We start from the raw sequence: 16,679 nt of genomic DNA on the forward strand, positions 1-16,679 counted from the left end.
TCTCTTCTCTACGAGAGGCTTCGCCAACGAGACGCTGCGCGAACGTAGGGAAGGGGCTGGGGGTTAGGTTTGAGATAAAGTTGCACACCGCGTTAGTTTATAAAATAAATATGGTTATATTTACTGAAATTCCTTAACATTAACAGGTTTTCAAGTTGCAAAAGCTGCTTTTCAAGTCACAAAAGCTACTTTTTAAGTAGCGAAAGCTAGTTTACGAGTTCAAAACTTGATTTACGAGTCGCAAAAGCTGCTTTTCAAGTCGCAAAAGCTACTTTTCAAGTTACAAAAGCTAGTTTACGAGTTCAAAACTTAATTTACAAGCCAGGATGAAACGCGATATTTTTATGGAAAACATGGCGTTTAATGGATTCACTGTGGAGGGTTGAGGAAAGGTGCGATCGTTTTAGTGCATTAAGATTAAGGTGTGAAATTTTAACCGCAGATGCACGCAGATGAACACAGATAAATTGGCGTTTTATTAGGTGTATTTGCGGTTTTTATTAGACAAATTTTAATGTTTACATAAAAAATAAGTTCAAATTATATATCTTCTATTTATAGTCATCCCATGTTATTAGAAAATATCAATTTATCTGAATTACCATCAGTTTATTTACTAGACAAACATCGTCTTCCTAATTGTGCAGCTATCTACTTTGTATCTGACAGTAAAGGTCAAATTATTTATATAGGTAGAACTATCAACTTAGTTGAGCGATGGAAAGCCCATCATAGATTTAATCAGCTAAAAAGATTTAATAGAAAAAATAGTCTCAATATTAGTTGGATTAGTTGTAACCGTGATGTAGAGACTCTCTCCAAGCTAGAAAATGAGTTCATTAATTTATACAAGCCACCACTTAATTGGTCTAAGGTAGTAGCACCAATTATAAAAATCACTCCTGCTGAAACTGCACTACAGAAAAGTCTTGAACATCTAGCCAAGTTGAACACTATGATATTTGGGTTTGATCCAATATTAGATAAAGAACTGCCAACAATATACTTGGTTTATCCTGTCTATGGTATGAAAGGAGTATCTGGCAGTATTAGAACTGCATTAAAAAATTTTAATAAAAAGGCTAGTTTTCTGAAGTGGAAAGAATACCAAACTCAGCCTAAGCGCTCAGGTCAATTCGGGTATTGGACTACTGAATACAACGGGTTACGAATAGATATATCTCCCGCTCAAGGCTTAGTTCACTTTATGCATAATTCAATTCGTAGGACTATAGCTGGAGTAGATTTTATGGCTTTTAGCCGCGAGCAACTAGAAGCAAGATTAGAAAATACACAGGAAAATGAGGAGAATATATCAGGTTTAGGTGCTTTAGAAGATGATCCTATTCCTATAGAGCTTGTTGATAAACATCAACCGATAAAGAGGAAAGATAAAAGTGTTATTGAAGTTGAATATTGGGAGGAATTAGAAGCCATGTCTGAAGGTGAAGTTAGAGTAATGACTCGTACATTTGTTTATGTGAATGATGTAGAAATAGAAGTATGTGCTAATGAAAATGGCAAGTATTTTGTTAGACACAATCTTTACTTGTGGATAATGTATAAAAAGAAAAATTCTGATGTTCCGAATGATATTACAATAAAACGCTTACAAGATGAAATAAATAGACTTCCTACTATTAGATGGTCTGGCTATAGGTTTAGATATGAAACGATTAGATTTAGTGAAGATGATGCAGAAGTTGATAGTTTATTAGTTCCATTAGCTATGTTTGAAGACTTAATGAAAGACAAGTATGGCATTCATAACACCAATGTTTTAGAAGAAATTAAAAAGGGTGATTACAAATCAAAGCCAGATGATAGTGAAAGAATAAAATTATTTGCATGGCTTCAATCGAATTCTTTATCTTCACTCATCCAAACCAATAACAGCTAAACAAATACAGTCATTACAGGAATCATTTGGTTTTTATTCCGCAGACAAATCACTTGGTGCTTCAACACAACCAATGTATTCTTGAGCCAGAGTCAAAGCTGAAATTCCTGAATTTTTATCTTGAGCAGATAACTCTTGCTTTTGCATTTTCGCAAGTAAAAATTCTACAAAATCTAACACCTCTTGTTGCTTATCACGAGGTAATATTCTTACCTTGTCTATAATAATTTCTTCAATGTTCATTTTTTCTAGCGTCTCGCGTAAACTAAATATATATAAATATATATATTTTAAACTTTAAAGCATTATTTGGCTGTATGCTTTTCGCCACGACTTCAATCGTTCGGCATTCAATAGGATAAATTTAGGAAGTATACATCCCATTGTTTAGATTAATTTATCACGCGCGATCGCGTCACCTCACTCAGGTTTAAAAGTAGTCTATAATAGGGTCATGCCGAAAACTTTCCTCAATTTAGAAGTTAATCATGCTGATAAAATTTGAAGAAATATATAGAGATATTGATACTTTACCAGAAGAAGCTCAAATCCTACTAATTGATTTTATTCAGTTACTCAAAAAGCGTTATCCTCAACCAAAATCAGAAAATCATAGTCAGCAAAAAAGTCTCTATGAAAAGTTTGATGAAATTGGATTAATTGGTTGTTGTTCTGTTGACGAAAATTTATCAACAACTTATAAAGAAGTTTTATCTAATACATTAATAACTAAATATGATCATTGTTGATACAGGATTTTGGTTAGCTCTTATTGATAAAAAAGATACCTACCACGAAAGCGCAAAACAAGCTTTAAAACAATATAATGAACCTTTAATTACAACATGGTGTGTTGTCACAGAAACCTGTTATCTTTTACTAATTCGCAAGGGAATTGACGCTGAAATTAATTTTATAAATAGTCTGCAACAAGAATTATTTACGATTTTTAATTTAGAACCTCACCATACTCCTCGAAATTGTAGGAGATCGCTAGTCAAAATAACCCGTTCAAGTTCTTAAATCATCTTGTCAATCTTACAGTCTCAGCCAACTATAATATACTTAAGATATTACACAAGGATGGAACCATGACCAACACTCAAAAGATGGTTCGTTTAAACTTAGATTTGTCACCTGAACTTAATCAGATATTAGACGAACTAGCAAAAAAAATAGGCACAAGTAAAAGTGATGTTCTGCATCAGGCTATAACCTTGATGCAAATTATGGTTATAGCTAAAGAGGAAACCAAAAAATTAGGAGTTCCAGAAGCAAACCAATTGATAGTGAATGAAATAATTGTCTCATCTGAGCAGCAGCCAAAACCACATCCATTAGACACATTTATGGAAAGGCTTGGCCCGTGGGAAGATGAACGTACTGCTGAGGAAATAGTCAAAGAGATTTATGATAGCCGTAGTATTTCTAACAATGACATTAGTCTATGACTTATTTACTTGATACCGATACTTGCATTTATTGGATTAAAGATATTAATTCAGTCAGAACTAAAGTTAGAGAAATAGGATGGGAGCAAATTTTTATTTGCAGTATCACCGTTGCTGAGTTATATTTTGGTGCTTATAATTCTCAACGAGTATTGGAAAATTTAACTCGTACAGAAGACTTTATTCAAAACTTACCCGTTTTACCTTTAACTGATCCTGCTCTCAGAAAGTATGGTGAATTAAAGGCAGAACTCCGTAGAATAGGACAAACAATTGCTGAATTTGATTTACTAATTGCTAGTGTTGCAGTTTCAGAAAATTACACTTTAGTCACAAACAATACTCGTCACTACAGCCGCATTTCTAATTTACAGTTGGAAAACTGGATTTTACCTTAAAAAATATTAGATAAAACAGAAATGACTACACAAGTAAATAATCAACGTATTCAAATAAATTTAGATTTATCCCCAGAGCTTTATCAGACACTAAATAATCTGGCGCAACATCTGAATGGAGATAATGCTGAGGTTTTGTTAAAAGCGATCGCACTCCTAGAAGTAGCAGTAGATGCCAAGCAAAAAGGCAAACATATCTGGATTACAGATGATAACCAAAATCTTGAAACTGAAATTGTTGGTATCTAAATAGGATGACAGACATAACAGATTTATCAAAAATAATTGCCAGTAAAGGCGATAATCCACTAATTCTGTCAATTGTAAACTTGCAGTCAGAAGAAGACGCAGAACTTGAGCGAAAGCTACGAGAACTCAAGTTTAAACAAGAACTAAGAAAAGATTGGATTTTATTTATTGTCAGAGATGTAGTAATTTTTCCTGCTGCCATTCTTTTCATTTTTGCTGTCAGTGGTTATTCGCTATTTACTCAGATTCATAGATAACTTATTCTGGCTACTATTTATAATCAACCGCAGAGGCGCTGAGTACACAGAGAAAAGAGAGATGATAGAGTTCACATCAAAAACAATTTAGAATTGTGGGAAATTATTTCTCTTCTCTCTGGGTTATCTGTGGTTATTTAAAAAATCTTACAACTTATCTAGCTCAGTGGTATTGCGTAACTAATTTTACAGACGACGAAGCCAGCTTGGTGAAAGTAGACTGATCTTTATATCCACACAAATTTTGCTGGATATAAAGATTACCGTGATTGGTAAATCTGCAAACAACTAAGTACCTGATGGAAATAATCTAAAAATATGGGGCTTTTAATATTTTCTGTTGCTTTAGTTGCCATTGTGGCTGTAATTATCATTAATGGCTACAACGATTTAGTCAAGTATCGCAATCGTTACAAAAATGCTTACTCTCAAATCGATGTTCAATTACAGCGCCGCTATGACTTAATTCCCAACTTAGTAGAAACTGCTAAAGGGTATATGAAACATGAGCGGGAAACCTTAGAAGCAGTTATTACCGCCCGGAATTCTGCAATTAATGCTAGCAGTCGCGCCGCGCAAAATCCCGGAGATCCCCAAGCGATGCAACAGTTGGGCAATGCTGAAGGGGCGCTGACAGGTGCGTTAAGTCGCTTGATGGTACTTTCAGAATCTTATCCCGAATTGAAAGCCGATCGCGCCATGACTCAGGTCATGGAAGAATTATCTTCCACCGAAAACCGGATTGCTTTTGCACGTCAGGCTTTTAATGATGCGGTGACACTTTACAACACCAAGAGCGAATCTTTCCCCAGCAACCTTGTAGCAAATACTTTTAACTTTACTATTGCAGAATTGCTCGCCGAAGCTACTCCAGAAATAAGAAATGCTCCACGCATGTCTTTTTAGGTATCTATGAATTTCTTTGAACATCAGGATCGGGCACGCCAAAATACGCAACAATTAATCGGGTTATTTTCCCTATCGATCGCAGTCATGATTATGGCGATTTATATTGCCACTTTATTTGTGTTCCGCATGGCTCCGCGGATTTGGTGGCATCCAGGATTATTTCTCTACGTGGCTGGGATTACAATAATTGCGATCGCACTGGCAAGTCTGTATAAAATTGCCTATCTCCGAGAAGGAGGAAGCGTAATTGCTCAGGATTTGGGGGGAAGACTCCTGCTACCAGAAACCGCCGATGAACAAGGGCGACAACTATTAAATATTGTCGAGGAAATGGCGATCGCTTCTGGTATTTCCGTGCCAGAAGTTTATCTCCTTGACAGAGAAACCAGCATTAATACCTTTGCTGCCGGATTTACGCCCAATGATGCTGTAATTGGAGTTACCCGTGGAACTTTGCAACACCTGAGCCGGGATGAGCTACAAGGAGTCATCGGCCACGAATTCAGTCATATTCTCAATGGAGATATGCGGCTAAATTTGCGTTTGGTGGGACTACTGCACGGGATTTTGTTCATTTATTCAACCGGGGAATTGCTGTGGCGGATTCGTGGTATTTCCCGCCAAGATAAGGGTTTCCCCCTGTGGGCTTTTGGTTTAGCACTAATGCTAATTGGTGGTATTGGATTACTCTGCGGACGCCTGATTAAAGCCGCCGTTTCTCGCCAACGCGAATTTCTTGCTGATGCTTCGGCTCTACAGTTCACACGCAACCCAAATGGACTTACCGGAGTCTTGCAAAAACTCCAACAGATGGATTCACGCTTGATTTCCCCAGGTGCAGAAGCCGCTAGCCATATGTTTTTTGGCAATGCCCTCAAGCCTTCTTTGTGGGGTGATATGTTTTCTACCCACCCGCCCCTAGCAGAACGTATCCGCCGCGTTGGGGGTTTGAGCAATGTCTACGACGGGCTACGCCGGAGCAATTTAACAGCAATGCCATCTCGCAATCAGATGCGTACTTCTTCCCAGGAATCCCTAACAATGGGCTTTACTGGTGGTGACAACGCCACACCAGAACAGGTTGTAAACCAAGTTGGAAGCGTCACACCAGAGCATTTTGCCCATGCTCAAGCGCTGTTGTCGCAGTTACCAGAATCCCTGCGCTTGAGTGTGCGGGAACAGCAAAGTGCAATGGCGCTAGCTTTAGCGCTAGCGTTAGATACGGAAAATCTCCAAATACAAGAACGTCAAATTGCTTGGTTACGCGATGTGCAGCCTGCTGATTTGGTAGAGAAAACCCTGGAATTGAGTAGCGAAATTAGCCAGTTAGATCCCAGTATTCGCTTGCCACTTGTGGATTTGGCAGTACCCGTATTACGCCAAAATTCTGCCAAAGAATGTCAAAGGCTGTGCAAATGCGTCCACGGTTTAGTTATAGCCACCGGAAGTTTATCACTGTGGCATTTTGTGTTGCAGTTAATACTGTGGCATCGTCTCCAACCTAGTATAAATCCCACACTTGTTACAACGGTAGAATTTACCGCTATAAAAGAGATTTGGCCAGATAGTTTATTAGTACTGTCGGCACTTGCACACGTCGGACACTCTCAACCTGATGCAATTACTTACGCATTTCGTTCTGGAGTTTTTCGACTTCCGAAAGCCGGAGAGCAAGAAAAACCAGATACACCAATTAAATGTAATTTCACTGATGTCAAGAAAAGTATTGAGCGCCTTCGCCTTGCCAGTCCCAAACTCAAGCAGGCTATTGTTGATGCTTGCGCTCACACGGTACTATTGGATAACAAAGTTACTCCATCAGAAGCAGATTTACTCAGAGCGATCGCGATGACGCTAGATTGTCCCATCCCGCCATTTTTAAATCCTCAGCGTAGCCTTTCAAAACAGAAGCAATCTTCTCCAAAACGAAGTTAAGATAACTAATAGGATGCAATACAAACAATGACTTAATCATTAGACATCTCCAGAAATTAAATATGCGTTACACAGAACCCTTGTAGAGACGTAGCAGTGCTACGTCAAAACAATTCTTTTTCACTCCTATGTCTAATCACATATAGCAATCTTATTTTATTTGTGAGAATTGCAACCCGCAGATCCCCGACTTCTTAATGAAGTTGGGGATCTTATTTATCACGAATGATTAAGCATTGAAAACAGTTTTGGGGACAACAGGCAACAAACAGATTGGCAGAACTTTCACCTCCTGGTCAAAAAATCGAATTGCGAGAAACGGGACGCGATCGCTATAACCGGACTGTAGCCGAAATTTTTGTTGCTGGTCAATCAGTGAATCTACAGATGGTTCAAGAGGGAAATGCTGTCGTTTATCTGCAATATCTAAATAATTGCACTTCTAACAAAAAGCAGTATCTTCAAGCTGAAGAGTATGCCAAGATACAGCAATTAGGTTTCTGGAACCAGCAAAACCCAGTAATGCCTTGGAATTTCCGACGAGGTAAGCGCAGCAATCAACCCACATATTCACCTCTTGCGGTTAATCCGAGTAACTTGTCTAAAAACTATAACTGCCCCGACTTCACAACCCAAGCGGAGGCTCAAGAAATCTTCAATAAGTATCCTAATGATCCATTTGACTTAGACCGTGATCACGACGGCATAGCCTGCGAAAACCTTCCCTAAAAGCTAATTATCGAATAAAACAGAATAGGTGGGCAATGCTCACCTAACTACAAATTAATGTCGGTACAATCTACCAAAAAAAACACGCTTATCGTTTTAACTAATGTTCTATTATTACAGGACTTACGCAAAAAAGTTCTGAAGTAGCGGTAATTCATGAATTACCGCTACGACAAATCAGGTTTTTGAGACAATTTTGCGTAAGTCCTATATTATTTATAGTGGCTGCAAGCAGCAATTTAAAAAGTATCATATTGTACAAGAAAATCTTTAGTTCCCTAGAAGTAATTAATTTACTTAAAAAAGTTTGGACAAAATGCCAGCATTTCAGAAATTTGATTGCTATATTAGATTAAATAACTATTCTGGCAAGGGTTGAAAAGCTGTGCGGGATGATTTACAGGGCTTGGAAATTAGTCAGGATGAACTACAAAAGCTGACTAATTTACCTGTCAACGAGAAACTTGTAATCATTACAAATCCTCTGAAAATATTAGCAAAGATATATATCCAAAAGCTGAAAAGCTCTGAAGGGGCAACTGTAGTGTTTATTGGATTTTCTACATTTGTTTTTGTCTATATTTTATTTGATATAATTATTAAAATTTTTGTGACGTGGATAACAATTCCATCTTGGATATTATTAATGATCTTAGGTCTTTGGGTTGGTGGTCTGACGCAAACTTTCTTATATTTAATATGGAAGACTAGAAATAAAATTGTCAACATTAATATGACAAAATCTCTGCAAGTTCTGTTAAATGAGGTTAATAGATATAATACTGTGATTAGAGTAATAGATATCAATGACCAAATAGAAGAAGCTGGTAATCCAGAAGTAATTATAAAGGAAAGAGAGGATGTTATCGAAGCGCTTAAACTCACCAAAACTGATTTAGTTCGCGCTTTAAAGACAGAAAAGGTTTTGAGGGAGAATAAGAGCTTTATCCTTAGTAATACAGAACTATTTGTCAACAACTTAGCAACTTTAACAGCTATGCAAGTAACTGAACAGGCCACTGAACATGGAAGGTTGCTCAATGAAGCATTACAAATTGCATTAGATGTGCAACACGAAATGAAAAAATTACAGACTCAGCGTTAAAGTAATTCGTAATGACGCTCTCTACGTACTCCTGGCGGAGGACAAGCTACGCCCAGCGTGTCGTTCGCGGTAGCGTTGCGTAGCAAAGACAGACGCTAATAAGCGTAGCTTGCTTCTCTGTAAGAGTACGAATACTCGCTAACGCTACGCTAACGTAATTCGTAATTTTTAATTAAGTTTTGTAATGGGGATTTAGAAAGTACTCCTGAATTCACTCAGTACTCAGTAATAGTTGGAGGAAGCCTAGATGCTCAGGGTAAGTCCATAGAGGCTGCTGGGTGGGTTGGCTTCCAACCTAGTGGCCAGACATCCTCAATGGCTTTTTCAATAATCCTTCCCACAGCTGCGATCCCCGGTCTAACATAAAGAATATTCGTAAAGCGATCGCTTATCCGCATGGACTGGAAAGAAGTCAGAGGCAACTGGGTAATCATTCCCCGAAATCCCATAGGTATCATCCATTTTTTAGGAGGTGCATTTGTCGCCACTGCACCGCACATTACTTATCGCTGGTTACTCGAAGAATTGGCAAGTAAAGGTTATGTTGTAATTGCTACGCCTTTTGTGAATACATTGGATCATACTGCGATCGCAAAATCTGTGCTGCTAAACTTTGACCGCACCCTCGAACGCTTACATGATTCTGGGGCATTACGCAAGCTTTACTTCCCCATCTACGGCGTTGGACACAGCATGGGCTGTAAACTTCACTTGCTCATTGGTAGCCTCTTTAAAGTAGAACGCGCAGGCAATATTTTAATATCCTTCAACAACTACGCCGCTAAAGAAGCTATACCCCTAGTAGAACAGTTCAATTCTACTTTGAAAATCGAGTTTACCCCCTCACCGTTGGAAACTAACAAGCTTATCCAAGAGCGTTACAATATCCGGCGCAATTTATTAATAAAATTTAGCAATGACACCATTGATCAATCGGCTGCTTTAACCAAAATCTTACAAGAACGCTTTGATGAGATGGTGACAGCACAAACGTTACCAGGAACTCACACAACACCTCTAGGTCAAGATATTAAATGGCAAACTGGAACATCTTTCAGTCCCTTTGACGCTTTAGGGCAATGGTTCAAGCAAGAAGCATACCGCGATTTGAACCAGCTAAAAAATACCATCCTCTTGTGGGTGAATCCTCTTGCACCACCATAATATTTTATGACGTTAAAAAGTCATCAATTCGACTAGAAAATACCAATGGGCTAGTAGTATCTCTGTATTGATACTACTAACTCATTAGCCCATACCATATTTTTGTTTTCTATTTTTACAGCAAGTTATTAATGAGTGTTTCCTCCAACTTTATATGTTTCAAATACTAGTAATTGATGACGACTATTCAATAAAAATACTCCTGAAAAGGATGTTGGAAAAACAGGGTTATGAGGTAGTTACTGCCAGTAGCGGGGAGGAAGGAATAGAAAAGGCACTGGCTTATAGTCCAGCACTAATTATTTGTGATTGGATCATGCCGGGCTTGACTGGACTGGAAGTTTGCCACCGCATTAAGAAAGACCCCAAATTTTCTACCACATTCTTTATTTTATTAACATCCTTAGATTCCGTTGCCGATTGCGTTAAAGGTTTAGATGCTGGTGCTGATGATTTTATCTCCAAACCTATCGATCACAATGAATTACAAGCACGGGTAAGAGCCGGATTACGCCTGCATCAATTGAGTAGAGATTTGCAGGCTCAAAAGTTGCTTTTAGAATTAGAAATGTCAGAAGCCGCAGAATATGTGCGATCGCTGCTGCCTCTTTCCATGACTGAACCCTTCAATATAAATTTCCGATTCATTCCCTCGCGGCAACTCGGCGGTGACTGTTTTGATTACTACTGGCTTGATGCTGATTATCTGGCAATTTACTTAATGGATACTGCCGGACATGGCCTCAAAGCTACTCTTCCCTCTGTTTCAGTACTGAATCTGCTGCGTTCTCGTGCGCTCAAAGGTCTGGATTACTATCAACCTAGTGATGTATTGAAGGCTTTGAATGATACCTTTCAGATGAATTATCAAAATGATAAATACTTTACGATTTGGTACGGAGTTTACAACCGAGTCAACCGTCAGTTAATTTATGCTAGTGCAGGTCATCCACCAGCAGTTTTAGTAACCGGCACATCTCCAAGGAAGTCTGAAGTTAAACTCTTGAAAACCCCCGGTATGCCAGTTGGGATGTTTCCAGAGGCAAAATATGTTGATGGATTTTGCAATATTGAAAACTTTAGCACCCTTTACATTTTTAGTGACGGCGCTTATGAAATCACTAAATCAGATGGCACACTTTGGAGTTTGGATGCTTTTATTCAGTTACTGGTTAGCTTACAACATCCTGTTGATTGTCAACTTGATCCCGTACTGAGTTATTTAATCGCTCTGAACTCCAAAGATGCTTTTGATGATGATTTATCTATTTTGCAAATTAACTTTGATGAATTAAGTCTTTGAGACTAAAACCTGATTAAATGCGTCTTGGCTGGGGAATATTTCAAATACTTTATCCATATTAGTCAGTTCAAATAATATCCTGACTTGCTCATTAATTGAGCAGAGAACAAGCTTAGTATCGGCGGCTCGCAAGGTTTTAAAAGCTAATACTAAAGCTCCCAAGCCTGAACTATCCATAAAGGTTACATCTTTAAAATCAATTAACACAATTTTCGCACCAATTTCTAAAATATCAGTGATATTTTGTCGAAATTCTTGTGCAGTTGTGGCGTTTAAATTACCACTGAGCTTAATAACTTTTACTTCTTCTTTCATAATTATGTCAGGCTTATTTTTGTAAATTATGCTATTGTATACCCATAATAGAATATTTAAGAATGCTTTTAAAATAAAAAAAATTAAGATTAAATGTTGAGTAAACATTGATAATTAATTCGGATAGATAAAGATTAATTATCAATGTTTTTATCTGATTTTTTAGTGATTATAAAAAAATCGTTAGCTTAATTAAATATAATTTTTTTATAGGGTTTCACATCAGAATCATTAGTAGATATAATCATTTGTTGACTATTGAGTACTTATGATAGTAACTAGGATCTACGCTTATTTATGTCCAATTACTTACATAATTGAAAGAATTCACCTCTGGACTAACGCTCTAGAGCCAAAAATTTCGGTTTCAACAGCGCCAAGCAAGCTCGAATCTTCGCCTCTGCTGTTTTAGTATTCCCAATAGCGGTGATTTCTGAACAGACAACACAAAAAGTAAAGAGTTATGAATTTATAACTCCTGTACAGACAGACGCGATTAATCGCGTCTCTCCAAACTCCCTCAAACAGGACTCACTTTGGCTCTGTAAAGCAGCTTGTCACGTTGAAGGTAGCCAGTATAGCGTACCTTGACTGTTTCTCCAGGTTGTGCAGTCCCCTCCATTAATTGGTGCAGTTGGGGGTTATATGGTAATTCTGCTCCCACGGGTGCGATCGCTTCCACTCCCCACGCCTGTAAAAGTTTTTCTAGGGGTTTCTGCACCAACGGTACTATTTTGACTGCTGCTAGCTGGGGATTTTCTTGTGCTTTCTGTGCTGCTGTTGGCCATTGTAATAATAAAGACTCCAGCAGTTGCAAACTCGACTGCTGGAATTCTTGTAGTAATATCTCTCGCTGCTGTTCTAGTTGCAGCTGCGATCGCTGGTACTCTTTTGTTAAATCTGTAATTTCTTCTAATAAATCCTGAGTAGGCACTGCTTTCTCTTGTAACAACTCTACGGTTGAAAAAGTTGCGATTAATTCATTCAATGGCATCTGTAGCACTGGCGACAGCTTAAGCAACACATCTATCCGCATCTGCTCTAGCTTTCCTTGTCGTAACCGCAAAAGTTGACGCTCTGAGACGCCAGCAGCGCGACTCAGCGCTTTAAAACTGGAAATACCCAGCTTTTGCATTGAATCTTGCAAAAGCTGGGTATTGGGCGTTGGGTATTGGGAATTGGGCATTGGGAATTGGGCACTTGTACTGACTTGTACTGAGCGACGTCGTTGGCGCAGCCTCTGTCTTCGACACGCTGCGCGAACGTAGAGAAGTATTGGGCATGGGGCATTGGGAATTGGGTATTGGGAATTGGCGATTAAGTTTTTCTCTATCCCCTATTCCCTATGCCCTATGCCCCATTCCCCATTCCCAATTTCTATTCTTCCAGTAAACTTCTCAACATCCAAGCTGTCTTTTCGTGTACTTGCATCCGTTGAGTCAATAAATCGGCGGTTGGTTCGTCGTTAACCTCCTCTACCACGGGGAAAATAGACCGTGCAGTTCTGACTACGGCTTCTTGTCCTTCCACTAATAAGCGGATCATTTCCACAGCTTTAGGAACTCCGGGAGTTTCTGGAATCGAACTCAGCTTGGCATATTCGCTGTAGGTTCCAGGTGCCGGATAGCCAAGCGCTCTAATTCTCTCAGCTATTAAATCAACTGCTAAGGCTAATTCTGTATACTGGGTTTCAAACATCAGATGTAACGTTTGGAACATCGGCCCGGTCACATTCCAATGGAAGTTATGAGTTTTCAGATACAGTGTATAAGTGTCAGCCAACAAGCGAGACAAACCCTCAGCAATTTTAGCCCGACTCGCCTCGTCAATGCCGATATTTATATTTTTGACTGTTACTTTCGATGACATAATTTTCTCCTAATTAGGTTATATGTAATTGGGTATTGGGCATTGAGCATTGGGCATGGGGCATTGGGCATAGGTAGGTTATTCTCCTTGTCCCCCCCATCTCCCCCTTCTCTATGCCAAGTGCATCTTCAAAACGCTTCGGGGTGCTTTACGGACTCTGGCTAAAACGGTTTCTTTGCCTAAACGCTGGCAAGCTTCATACCGATGACAACCAGAAAAGCCATAATATTGTCCATCTACTTCTAGGACATCAATAGGTTCTTGCTGCCCAATCTCCGCAATCGATTCCATTAAAGCTTGCACTTTATTTGGATCGTTTACACGGGGCAACGGCCGGTTTATCTGATTTAATGGAATTTCTTGGACTCTAACCATAAGGAGTTTATCCAACTAGTTCTGTTTTGTGTCTCTAGATAAATCATAGTCATTATGACTTCGTTTTGCAACTACTTTGGAAAAAACTGTTAATGGTATCATTGGAGCACTCATGCGACAAAAAAACCGCGCTACAAAGCAATTGGAAAATCAGCTCCAACGCCGCATTAACGGGCACAATCAGGTAGCCATGAAATTTTCGTTTTGGCGTTTTTCCCATACTGTGCTGACAATATTTTGTCTATTGGGACTAACTGCTGCATCAGGTCCTGAGAGCAACATCCAGGATAGGGAACTGAAAATTGGGATTGTGCAGCGATTTGGCGAGAAACCCACAGCCAAGCTGCAACTGGAACCCACAAAAGGCGATCGCTTAGAGCTAAAATTTAAAGTCGGCAACAAGCAGCAAATCCTGTTTACCAAGAATCCTGTAAAGCTGGAAACAGTTATGCAAGCTTTACCCCAGTCAGCAGTTGAAGAAGTAGTAGTTTTAGGCACATATCGCACCTTTGAAACTGCGGAAGATAGTGCTAATAAATGGCGTTCTCAGGGAATGGAAGTGGAAATAGCCCAGCCAGAACGCTGGCAGGTTTGGGCAAAACGAGATGTTTATAGCACTCCTTTACTGCGACGCTTGCTATTGCACAACATCCAAGTTTCTACCAAAGAAAAAGTATATCTTGATACGAAAATTCGCAAACAAGTGCCGCGAGTCAGTTGGGTGGTGGATGGTAAACGCTACAGCCCAAATGATTTGGAAATTAGCACTGATAAAAACTTGATTCGGGTGAATAAAAGCGAAAAACAAGAGTTTGCTCGTCTTTATGCTGGACGACTGAATTTGCAGCCAAATGCTTATGGCACATACACTCTAGTTAACCAAGTACCTTTAGAAACTTATTTGCGTGGAGTTTTGCCTTACGAAATAGGCACGGATGCACCAACAGCGTCCCTGGAAGCTCAAGCAATTCTCGCCCGGACTTATGCCTTGAGAAATTTACGCAGGTTTGCCGCAGATAACTATCAGTTGTGTGCTGATACTCACTGCCAAGTTTATTATGGGCTAAATGGAGCAGCTGCCAAAACAGACCGAGCGATCGCTTCAACCAGTGGTCAAGTACTAACATATAAAAATGAACTAGTAGATGCCCTGTATTCTTCTACTACTGGTGGGGTTACAGCCTTCTTCAGCGATGTTTGGAATGGCGATGATCGTCCCTACTTGCGGCCTGTACTGGATGCTGCGACTAATTTTTGGAACTTGTCTAAGCAGAGTTTAGCAGATGAAAAGAACTTCCAAAAATTTATTAATATCCAACAAGGATTTAACGAAAGTAAGTGGGATATGTTTCGTTGGCACAAGGAAACTTCTTTAAAGGATATTACCAAGGACTTGCAGAAATTTTTGCAGGTGAAAAACAGTCCCGATGCCAAATTTAAGACAATTCAGGCTATGGCAGTAGTGAAGCGAAGCCAGAGTGGACGTATCCTTGAACTTGCGGTTAAAACTGATCGTAGCACCTTTGTTCTCCACAAAGACGAAGTTCGTAGTGCCTTTGCTGCTCCTAAGAGTACACTATTTTACATAGAACCCCTGAACAAAGGCAAACCCGAACTGTGGGGATACGCTTTTATTGGTGGTGGATTAGGACATGGAGTCGGCTTGAGTCAAACTGGCGCTCAAAATTTAGCTAAATTAGGTTGGTCAAGTCCAAAAATTCTCCAATTTTACTATCCAGGCACTCAGATTCAAATTCTCAGCAAAGAGACTAAACTTTAAGCATACTTAAAAAATCAAGCAGGAACACAGTAAAATTTGTGTTCCCGCTCAATAGGAAATTAGGCTTTTTGTGAAAGTTGCTTTAAGAGGTACACATGGCATTGAGAGGGTGTTGACCCTAGATCCAGTGCTTCTATTTTTTCAACATGATTAACTCTTGCAAGAGGTTTATTGTTGAGGGGCCTAACTCTTAGTAGAGTTCTTCTTCTTTGTGAGTTTCGATTGTCACATCAGAGGTTGGGTAAGCGACACAGGTTAGTACATATCCAGCTTCTATTTGATCGTCATCTAAGAATGACTGATCACCTTGATCAACGGTACCCTTTACCAATTTACCTGCACAAGTCGAGCAAGCACCAGCGCGGCAAGAGTAAGGCAGGTCAAGACCAGCTTCTTCGGCAGCGTCTAGAATATAGGTATCGTCCTCAACATCAAGTGTTTGGTTCAGCCCTTCGGCCTCGTTGATTAGTGTCACTTTATAAGTTGGCATTGAGTAATCCTCTCTTTTTCAAACGACAGTATAAGTTATCTTAAGGCAAAGGTCACGGCTATTCTGTGGGATTAGCCGTTGGTTAAAATTTGCTTCAATTCTGATACTACGAGAAAAATTAAACGATGTAACTGGAAATTGAACCCGATTAGTAAAGAAATTTAGTTGCTTAAACCTGATAAGTTTTATTTATATTATTTTCTGCCTTAGTCAGACTGTGATTAGAAAAAACTATCTTATTGATGAAAAAACAGGAATAAGATTATATGGAACCTGTATTTTGTACGACTTACGCAGAAGAGATCGCCAACTTCTCTTAAAAAGCAGGGCTGTTTCATTCGATCAGGTAGAAATTTTGTCAATATCATCAGTGAGAAATAAAGTTTTAGTTGGTAATCTAAAAATTACCCCTATAACTCCGTAAATTTAAGTGCGTTCGGTGCTAGCCTG

The 16,679-nt window shown here is 39.1% G+C and carries 21 protein-coding genes; 14 read left to right on the forward strand and 7 right to left on the reverse strand.

What is annotated here, in order from left to right; translation table 11 throughout:
* Window positions 1–568: 568 nt before the first annotated feature.
* Entirely contained in the window at window positions 569–1,900 is a 1,332-nt protein-coding gene (locus tag V7K15_RS09085; RefSeq protein ID WP_334904977.1) for a GIY-YIG nuclease family protein, read from the forward strand.
* A 33-nt stretch (window positions 1,901–1,933) separates the two neighbouring features.
* On the opposite strand, the gene V7K15_RS09090 is transcribed toward V7K15_RS09085, so the two are convergent.
* Window positions 1,934–2,143, reverse strand: coding sequence for a DUF2281 domain-containing protein (locus V7K15_RS09090; protein WP_334904979.1), 210 nt, complete (start codon window positions 2,141–2,143; stop codon window positions 1,934–1,936).
* Between the two features lie 245 nt (window positions 2,144–2,388).
* Between V7K15_RS09090 and V7K15_RS09095 the strand changes: the two genes are divergently transcribed.
* From V7K15_RS09095 to V7K15_RS09145, 10 genes are all read left to right on the forward strand, one after another.
* Window positions 2,389–2,649 (forward strand): DUF2281 domain-containing protein, encoded by a 261-nt coding sequence (locus V7K15_RS09095; RefSeq protein WP_334904981.1) that lies wholly within the window; start codon window positions 2,389–2,391, stop codon window positions 2,647–2,649.
* Window positions 2,636–2,923, forward strand: a complete 288-nt coding sequence (locus V7K15_RS09100) for a type II toxin-antitoxin system VapC family toxin (RefSeq protein ID WP_334904983.1) — start codon at window positions 2,636–2,638, stop codon at window positions 2,921–2,923. Before V7K15_RS09095 ends, V7K15_RS09100 begins: the two co-directional genes overlap by 14 nt.
* Window positions 2,924–2,991: 68 nt before the next feature.
* Window positions 2,992–3,351, forward strand: coding sequence for a CopG family transcriptional regulator (locus V7K15_RS09105; protein ID WP_334904985.1), 360 nt, complete (start codon window positions 2,992–2,994; stop codon window positions 3,349–3,351).
* The gene (locus V7K15_RS09110) at window positions 3,348–3,749 is read left to right on the forward strand and encodes a type II toxin-antitoxin system VapC family toxin (protein ID WP_334904987.1); all 402 of its coding nucleotides are present in this window, start codon (window positions 3,348–3,350) and stop codon (window positions 3,747–3,749) included. Before V7K15_RS09105 ends, V7K15_RS09110 begins: the two co-directional genes overlap by 4 nt.
* Before the next feature lie 21 nt (window positions 3,750–3,770).
* Entirely contained in the window at window positions 3,771–3,998 is a 228-nt protein-coding gene (locus tag V7K15_RS09115) for a DNA-binding protein (protein ID WP_334904989.1), read from the forward strand.
* Window positions 3,999–4,003: 5 nt separating this feature from the next.
* A complete protein-coding gene (locus V7K15_RS09120; RefSeq protein WP_334904991.1) occupies window positions 4,004–4,255 on the forward strand; it encodes a hypothetical protein in 252 nt (83 codons plus the stop codon).
* 318 nt (window positions 4,256–4,573) lie between these two features.
* On the forward strand, window positions 4,574–5,161 hold the full coding sequence (locus tag V7K15_RS09125) for a LemA family protein (protein WP_334904993.1): 588 nt from the start codon (window positions 4,574–4,576) through the stop codon (window positions 5,159–5,161).
* A gap of 6 nt (window positions 5,162–5,167) precedes the next feature.
* Window positions 5,168–7,099, forward strand: coding sequence for a M48 family metallopeptidase (locus V7K15_RS09130; RefSeq protein ID WP_334904995.1), 1,932 nt, complete (start codon window positions 5,168–5,170; stop codon window positions 7,097–7,099).
* Between the two features lie 273 nt (window positions 7,100–7,372).
* The gene (locus tag V7K15_RS29940; RefSeq protein WP_442949657.1) at window positions 7,373–7,828 is read left to right on the forward strand and encodes a thermonuclease family protein; all 456 of its coding nucleotides are present in this window, start codon (window positions 7,373–7,375) and stop codon (window positions 7,826–7,828) included.
* A 385-nt stretch (window positions 7,829–8,213) separates the two neighbouring features.
* Window positions 8,214–8,933, forward strand: coding sequence for a hypothetical protein (locus V7K15_RS09145; RefSeq protein ID WP_334904997.1), 720 nt, complete (start codon window positions 8,214–8,216; stop codon window positions 8,931–8,933).
* A gap of 251 nt (window positions 8,934–9,184) precedes the next feature.
* On the opposite strand, the gene V7K15_RS09150 is transcribed toward V7K15_RS09145, so the two are convergent.
* Window positions 9,185–9,331, reverse strand: coding sequence for a hypothetical protein (locus tag V7K15_RS09150; RefSeq protein ID WP_334904999.1), 147 nt, complete (start codon window positions 9,329–9,331; stop codon window positions 9,185–9,187).
* Between V7K15_RS09150 and V7K15_RS09155 the strand changes: the two genes are divergently transcribed.
* Together V7K15_RS09155 and V7K15_RS09160 are read left to right on the forward strand one after the other, a co-directional pair.
* Complete coding sequence (locus V7K15_RS09155; protein ID WP_292793901.1) at window positions 9,330–10,097, forward strand: DUF1350 family protein; 768 nt, start codon at window positions 9,330–9,332, stop codon at window positions 10,095–10,097. The two genes, V7K15_RS09150 and V7K15_RS09155, sit on opposite strands and share 2 nt — an antisense overlap.
* A gap of 154 nt (window positions 10,098–10,251) precedes the next feature.
* Window positions 10,252–11,400: a PP2C family protein-serine/threonine phosphatase gene (locus tag V7K15_RS09160; RefSeq protein ID WP_334905001.1), complete on the forward strand. Its 1,149-nt coding sequence runs from the start codon at window positions 10,252–10,254 to the stop codon at window positions 11,398–11,400.
* Here the strand turns inward: V7K15_RS09160 and V7K15_RS09165 are convergent.
* From V7K15_RS09165 to V7K15_RS09180, 4 genes are all read right to left on the reverse strand, one after another.
* Window positions 11,389–11,715 carry an STAS domain-containing protein gene (locus V7K15_RS09165; protein ID WP_334905003.1) on the reverse strand — a complete coding sequence of 109 codons (327 nt, stop codon included), beginning with the start codon at window positions 11,713–11,715 and terminating at the stop codon, window positions 11,389–11,391. The two genes, V7K15_RS09160 and V7K15_RS09165, sit on opposite strands and share 12 nt — an antisense overlap.
* 520 nt (window positions 11,716–12,235) lie before the next feature.
* Window positions 12,236–12,901 carry a nucleotide exchange factor GrpE gene (grpE, locus tag V7K15_RS09170; protein WP_334905005.1) on the reverse strand — a complete coding sequence of 222 codons (666 nt, stop codon included), beginning with the start codon at window positions 12,899–12,901 and terminating at the stop codon, window positions 12,236–12,238.
* 191 nt (window positions 12,902–13,092) lie between these two features.
* Window positions 13,093–13,584: a Dps family protein gene (locus V7K15_RS09175; protein ID WP_292793906.1), complete on the reverse strand. Its 492-nt coding sequence runs from the start codon at window positions 13,582–13,584 to the stop codon at window positions 13,093–13,095.
* A 111-nt stretch (window positions 13,585–13,695) separates the two neighbouring features.
* On the reverse strand, window positions 13,696–13,959 hold the full coding sequence (locus tag V7K15_RS09180; RefSeq protein ID WP_292793909.1) for a sulfiredoxin: 264 nt from the start codon (window positions 13,957–13,959) through the stop codon (window positions 13,696–13,698).
* Between the two features lie 112 nt (window positions 13,960–14,071).
* Here V7K15_RS09180 and V7K15_RS09185 point away from each other — a divergent pair, with 112 nt between their 5' ends.
* The gene (locus tag V7K15_RS09185; RefSeq protein ID WP_334905007.1) at window positions 14,072–15,739 is read left to right on the forward strand and encodes a SpoIID/LytB domain-containing protein; all 1,668 of its coding nucleotides are present in this window, start codon (window positions 14,072–14,074) and stop codon (window positions 15,737–15,739) included.
* Between the two features lie 190 nt (window positions 15,740–15,929).
* Here the strand turns inward: V7K15_RS09185 and V7K15_RS09190 are convergent, their stop codons facing one another.
* Window positions 15,930–16,229 (reverse strand): ferredoxin, encoded by a 300-nt coding sequence (locus V7K15_RS09190; protein WP_334787692.1) that lies wholly within the window; start codon window positions 16,227–16,229, stop codon window positions 15,930–15,932.
* Between the last annotated feature and the right edge of the window lie 450 nt (window positions 16,230–16,679).

The organism is Nostoc sp., from assembly GCF_036919815.1.
Taxonomy (GTDB): Bacteria; Cyanobacteriota; Cyanobacteriia; order Cyanobacteriales; family Nostocaceae; genus Nostoc.